Here is a 6,123-nt window from a genome sequence, read left to right as displayed (position 1 = left end):
TTACCCGGCGCCATGGGCGTCAGGCGGGTTCGCGAGCAAGCGCGCTCCTACAGGGGAGGGGCGGGCTAGAGATCCGCCAGCGGGTGCGCGCCCTCCCAGGTCGCCTCGAAATGCGCGTCCACCACTGCCTCAGGTATGGCAGCGATATCCGGCCAGTGCCAGTGCGGCGCGTTGTCCTTGTCGATCAGGCGGGCGCGCACGCCCTCGGCGAACTCCGGGTGGCGGCAGCAGTTCAGGCTCATCGCGTATTCCATGCGGAATACCTCGGCGAGCGACGAGTGGCGCGCGCGGCGGATCTGCTCCCAGACCAGCCGGGCGGTCAGCGGGCAGCCGCCGGCCAGGGTCCGCGCGGCCTTGGCCAGCAGCGGGTCGGCGTCGTTCTGCGCGGCCGCCAGGGCCTGCCAGGCGTCGCTGGCGTCGGCCACGTCGAGCAGCGCGTCGAGGCGTTCGCGGCGCGGCAGCAGCTGGGCTTCCGGCAGCTCGCCACGGGCCTCGTGTTCCAGGGCGCGGAGCAGGCTGTGCAGCTGCACCTGCGGCTGTTCGCGCCAGTTCAGCTGGATCAGCCCGGCGAGCAGGTCGTCCTGCTGGGTGTCGAGCAGGAAGCGGTCGGCCAGGTCCAGGTCCAGCGCGTCGCGGGCGTTCAGCTGGGTCGCGCCGAGGCCCAGGAACAGCCCCAGGCGCCCCGGCAGGCGGGCGAGGAACCAGCTGGCGCCGACGTCCGGGTACAGGCCGATGCTGATCTCCGGCATGGCCAGGCGGCTGGACGGGGTGACGATGCGCACCCCGGCGCCCTGCATCAGGCCCATGCCGCCGCCCATCACGTAGCCGTGGGCCCAGCACAGCAGCGGCTTGCCGTAGGTGTGGATGAGGTGGTCGAGGCGGTATTCATCGGCGAAGAAGCGCCGCGCCAGTTCCGGCACCTCGCCGGGGTGTTCGCGGCAGGCGTCGACCAGCTTGCGCACGTCGCCGCCGGCGCAGAACGCCTTCAGGCCGGCGCCGCGCAGCAGCACGCAGGCGATGTGCGGGTCGTCGCGCCAGATCTGCAGGCGCTGCAGCAGCGCCTCGATCATCGGCAGGCTGAGGGCGTTGAGGCTCTTCTCGGCGTCCAGGGTCGCTATGCCGATGCGGAAGCCGTGCAGGCCGTGGCGTTCCTCGAAAAGTACATTCATCGGGTGATCCTTACTTGTTGCGCCAGTTCGGCTCGCGTTTTTCCAGGAAGGCGTTGACACCTTCGCGGGTGTCGTCGGCGTCGAACAGGTCGACGAAGCGCTCGCGCTCTTCCGGCAGCCAGGTGCTCGGGCCGCGCTCGCGGGCGCCCTGGATCAGCGGTTTGATGGTGCGCACCGCCACCGGGCTCTGCCGCGCCACCTTGGCCGCCAGCAGCAGGGCGGCGCCGCGCGCCTCGCCGCTGTCCACCACCTGCTCGACCAGGCCGATGCGCTGGGCGGTCTCGGCGTCCACCCGCTCGCCGCAGAGAATCATGCGCTTGGCCCAGCCTTCGCCGACCAGCCAGGCCAGCGCCTGGGTGCCGCCGGCGCAGGGCAGCAGGCCCACCGCGGCTTCGGGCAGGGCCATCTGCGCGTGGCGCTCGGCGATGCGGATGTCGCAGGCCAGCGCGCATTCCAGGCCGCCGCCCATGGCGTAGCCGTTGATCGCGGCGATGGACACGCCACGGAAGTCGCGCAGGGCCTCGAAGGCCTCGCCGAAGCGCCGGGCCATCTCGCGGGCGCGGGCCTTGTCGCCGTCGGCGAACATGTTCAGGTCGGCGCCGGCGGAGAAGAATTTCGGCCCCTGGCCGGTGATCACCAGGGCGTAGATGTCGTCGTCGTGGTTGAGGTGCTCGACCAGTTGGCGCAGGCCGATCAGCGAGTCGCGGTCCCAGGTGTTGGCCGGCGGGTGGTTGATGGTGATCAGCGCGGTGTGGCCGTGCTTCTCCACGGTGAGCTTGTGGGTCAGGTCGAAGGGGGCGGCCTTGTAGGGTTCTACGGCGGTGCTCATGGCGATCTCCTGATCGGGGCGCGGCCTGCGGCGGCGCCGGGGTATGCGGGGGACTCTAGGGGCCCCGGCCGGGCGCGTCCATGTCCGATGCGTTCGGATTGGACCGCCTGGCTGGGCGTTTTTTCCATCTTTCTGCGCCGCGCGCTTTGTGGCATGGGCAATCCATGCTGCGGGGCGGAGCGCCTTCTCGTAGGAGCGGACTCCGTCCGCGATGGCCATGGCGCGGCGCTGATCGCGGATGAATCCGCTCCTACACAAGGGCGGTGGTGCGGCGCTACAGCAGGCGATCGAGCATGCCGCCCTGGTCGAGCAGGCGCCGCGCGACTATCACCCGCATGATCTCGTTGGTGCCTTCGAGGATCTGGTGCACGCGGCTGTCGCGCACCCAGCGCTCCAGCGGGTAGTCGTTGAGGTAGCCGTAGCCGCCGTGCAGTTGCAGGGCGTCGTTGCACAGGGCGAAGCAGCGGTCGGTGGCGAAGCGCTTGGCCATGGCGCAGAACAGCGTAGCCTCGGCGTCCTTGTGGTCCAGCTTGTGCGCGGCCAGGCGCACCATCTGGCGGCTGGCGGTGAGGTCGGTGAGCATGTCGGCGAGCTTGAACTGCAGGGCCTGGAACTCGGCCAGGGCCTTGCCGAACTGCTTGCGCTCCTCGACGTAGCGCAGCGATTGTTCCAGCGCCGCCTGGGCCGCGCCGAGGGAGCAGCTGGCGATGTTCAGGCGGCCGCCGTCCAGGCCCTTCATGGCGTAGACGAAGCCCTGGCCTTCCGGGCCGATGCGGTTGCCCGCCGGGATGCGCACGCCTTCGAAGGTGATGGTGCGGGTGGGCTGGGCCTTCCAGCCCATCTTGTCCTCGTTGCGGCCGTAGCGGATGCCGTCGGCGTTGGCCGGCACCAGGAAGCAGGAGATTCCCTTGGCGCCGTCCTCGCCGGTGCGCGCCATGACGATCAGCACGTCGGTGCTGCCTGCGCCGGAGATGAAGGTCTTGGCGCCGTCCAGCACGTACTCCTCGCCGTCGCGGCGGGCGCGGGTGCGCAGGTGCGCGGCGTCGGAGCCGGCGTCCGGCTCGGTGAGGCAGTAGGAGGCCAGCGACTCGCCGCCGATCAGCCCCGGCAGCCACTGCGCCTTGAGCGCGGCGTCGCCGAAGCTGGCGAGCATCCAGGTGGCCATGTTGTGGATGGTGATGTAGGCGGTGGTGGCCACGCAGCCGGCGGCCAGTTGCTCGAAGATCAGCGCCGCGGACAGCCGCGACAGGCCCAGGCCGCCGTCGTCCTCGCTGATATAGAGGCCCAGGTAGCCCTGTTCGGCGGCGCGGCGGATGACGTCCACCGGGAAGTGGTGGTCGCGGTCCCAGTCCGCCGCGTGCGGCGCCAGCTCGCGGCGGGCGAAGGCCTTGGCGCTTTCCACCAGCAGGCGCTGTTCTTCGCTGAGATCGAATTCCATGGAGCATCCTCGGGTTGTTCTTGTGAGAGGGCATTGCTTGCCCACGGTTATAGCGCGAGGCGGGGCGAACTGTGGATTGACGATCTTGCCTTGAGGATGGACGATCTTGGCATTGGCAAGCGCCTTCGGGGTTTCCCTCAGCATGTCCGTCAGCCCGCTACTGTCCGCCTGGCCCCTGCCGCAGCAGGGCGTCCGTTTCATCACCCCGCCGCGCCTGCGTCGTACTTTGGCGCGACACCCTCTGGGCCAGGCCTGCTACCCGCTGGCCCTGGGCTACTACCCGGCCGCCAGCGGGCACGTGATGCGGCGCCAGGCGCCGGACGACCACCTGCTGATCTACTGCAGCGCCGGGGAGGGCTGGCTGGAAAGCGCGGATGGACGATTCGATGTCCAGGCCGGTGACCTGCTGGTGCTGCCGCGCGGCGTCGCCCACGCCTACGGGGCCGACGCCGAGCGGCCCTGGTCGATCTACTGGGTGCACCTGGAAGGCGGCCTGGTGGAGGAGTTCCTGCGCCCGCTGGGGGCTTCGCCGCGCCTGCGCATCGGCGTGCAGCCGCGCCTGCGCGGGGAGTTCGACGCATTGCTGGCGCTGCGCCGCCAGGGCCTGAGCCTGCCGCACTTCATCCATGCCGCGCACCTGTTGCAGGCGCTGCTGACCTCGCTGGCGCTGCGCCCGGCGCCGGCGCGGCTGAAGTCCGGCGCGGTGCTGGACGTGGACGCGGTGCAGGCGCTGATGCGCGAGCACCTGGACAGCAGCCTGAACCTCGACGAGCTGGCCGCGCAGTTCCGCCTGTCGCGTTTCCACTTCGCCAAGACCTACCGCGCGCTGACCGGCCAGGCGCCGATCCAGGATTTCATCCGGCTGAAGATGACCCACGCCTGCCGCCTGCTCGACCAGGGCCACCTCGACGTGCGCCAGGTCGCCGAGCAGCTCGGCTACGCCGATGCCTACTACTTCTCGCGGCTGTTCAAGCGGGTGGTGGGGATGGCGCCCAGTCACTACCGGGCGCTGCACCAGGGCTAGGGCGGCTCAGCGCCCGGCCAGCAGGCGCTGCCAGAGCTTCACTTCCTCGCCCAGCTGGCGACGCAGCGGCTCGACCGGCTGCTGCAGCGCCGGGCAGTCCCGCGCCAGGCGGCGCAAGGCCGGCAGCTCGGCCAGGGCGTCGCCGGCCAGCGCCGGGGCGCGCAGCTGTTCGGCGACCTGCACGAGGTCGGCGAGGTCGGCCGGGCCGTCGTGCTCGCGCTGCCAGTTGGCCCGCTCGCGGGCGCACTGGATGGTCAGCGTGGGCAGCTTCCAGACGGTCATGATGACCACGCCTATGTCGCCGGACAGTTGCTCGCACAGGCGCTGCAGCGACGCGGCGTCGCGCGGGTACTCCGGCCAGCGCTCCAGCTCGGCGAGCAGCGGCAGGCTGCCGACGTCCTGCAGCAGGCCGGCGAGGATCGCGTCGTCGGCCTCGGCCACCCGGCTGTGCTGGGCGAGCAGGGCGCTGTAGGCGGCGCGCTCGCGGGCGGCGTTCCAGCGCGCGCGGAACATCTGCTGGAGGATGCGCTCCTTGCCGATGTACAGGTTGCGCAGCGAGAAGCTCAGCACCAGGTTGCCCAGGCGCCGCGTGCCGAGGCGCGCCAATACGTCGCGCAGCGAGGCGCACGGGCGCGCGCCGCGCAGCAGCGGGCTCTCGGCGAACTGCATGAGGTAGGCGGCCAGCGGCGGGTCGGCGTTGATCACCCGCGCCAGCTGTTCCAGCGAGGTGCGCGCGTCGCCCAGCAGGCGCCGCACGCGCAGGTGCGACTCGGGCATCTGCGGCACCTTGGCCTCGCCCTTCAGGAAACGGTTGTACAGCGCGAAGCGGACGGCGTCGGCGGGGGGAGGGGTATGGGAAGTGTCCGGTGAAACCATGGGGTCTGCCGCATTGACAAGGGGCACGGGCTTTCTTAGGGTGCGGCGGCCATGTTCCATCAGGTGTCCCATGACCGAGAACGACGATCGTATCAAACTGGAAGAGAGCTGGAAGAGTGCCCTGCGCGAGGAATTCGACAAGCCGTACATGCGTACGCTGAGCGAATTCCTGCGCAACGAGAAGGCCGCCGGCAAGGTGATCTTCCCGCCGGGCCCGCTGATCTTCAACGCCCTCAACTCCACGCCGCTGGACCAGGTGAAGGTGGTGATCATCGGCCAGGACCCCTACCACGGCCCCGGCCAGGCCCACGGCCTGTGCTTCTCGGTGCAGCCGGGGGTGCCGACGCCGCCGTCGCTGCAGAACATCTACAAGGAGCTGCAGCGCGACCTGAACATCCCCATCGCCAGCCATGGTTACCTGCAGCACTGGGCGGAGCAGGGCGTGCTGCTGCTCAACACCTCGCTGACGGTGGAGCAGGCCAACGCCGGTTCCCACGCCCAGGCCGGCTGGCAGCCGTTCACCGACCGGGTGATCGAGGTGGTCAACGAGCGCTGCGACGGCGTGGTGTTCCTGCTCTGGGGCTCCCACGCGCAGAGCAAGCAGAAGCTGATCGACCCGACCCGCCACCTGATCCTCAAGTCGGCTCACCCCTCGCCGCTGTCGGCCTATCGCGGCTTCCTCGGCAACGGCCACTTCAGCCGCACCAACAAGTTCCTCGAGCAGAACGGCAAGGCGCCGATCGACTGGGCGCTGCCGGCGATCTGACGGGGCACCGGCCGTTCGAGG

General features: G+C 70.3%; 6 protein-coding genes. 2 read left to right on the top strand and 4 right to left on the bottom strand.

The features are described from left to right. Positions 1–65: 65 nt before the first annotated feature. From P3W75_RS11345 to P3W75_RS11335, 3 genes are all read right to left on the bottom strand, one after another. Entirely contained in the window at positions 66–1,169 is a 1,104-nt protein-coding gene (locus P3W75_RS11345) for an enoyl-CoA hydratase/isomerase family protein (RefSeq protein WP_276227476.1), read from the bottom strand. Positions 1,170–1,179: 10 nt separating this feature from the next. Further along, a complete protein-coding gene (locus tag P3W75_RS11340; RefSeq protein WP_276227475.1) occupies positions 1,180–1,998 on the bottom strand; it encodes an enoyl-CoA hydratase in 819 nt (272 codons plus the stop codon). Between the two features lie 274 nt (positions 1,999–2,272). Beyond that, positions 2,273–3,436, bottom strand: a complete 1,164-nt coding sequence (locus tag P3W75_RS11335; protein ID WP_276227474.1) for an isobutyryl-CoA dehydrogenase — start codon at positions 3,434–3,436, stop codon at positions 2,273–2,275. A gap of 142 nt (positions 3,437–3,578) precedes the next feature. Here P3W75_RS11335 and P3W75_RS11330 point away from each other — a divergent pair, with 142 nt between their 5' ends. Continuing rightward, positions 3,579–4,460 (top strand): AraC family transcriptional regulator, encoded by an 882-nt coding sequence (locus P3W75_RS11330; protein WP_276227477.1) that lies wholly within the window; start codon positions 3,579–3,581, stop codon positions 4,458–4,460. Between the two features lie 6 nt (positions 4,461–4,466). On the opposite strand, the gene P3W75_RS11325 is transcribed toward P3W75_RS11330, so the two are convergent. After that, entirely contained in the window at positions 4,467–5,237 is a 771-nt protein-coding gene (locus P3W75_RS11325) for an HDOD domain-containing protein (RefSeq protein ID WP_276227473.1), read from the bottom strand. Between the two features lie 169 nt (positions 5,238–5,406). On the opposite strand from P3W75_RS11325, the gene ung reads away from it, so the two are divergent. Beyond that, on the top strand, positions 5,407–6,102 hold the full coding sequence (gene ung, locus P3W75_RS11320; RefSeq protein WP_276227472.1) for a uracil-DNA glycosylase: 696 nt from the start codon (positions 5,407–5,409) through the stop codon (positions 6,100–6,102). The last annotated feature ends 21 nt before the right edge of the window (positions 6,103–6,123 follow it).

The sequence above is a fragment of the Pseudomonas citronellolis genome, assembly GCF_029335315.1.
In the GTDB taxonomy this organism is placed as follows: Bacteria; Pseudomonadota; Gammaproteobacteria; order Pseudomonadales; family Pseudomonadaceae; genus Pseudomonas; species Pseudomonas citronellolis_A.
This window is presented reverse-complemented; position numbering and strand designations above follow the sequence as displayed.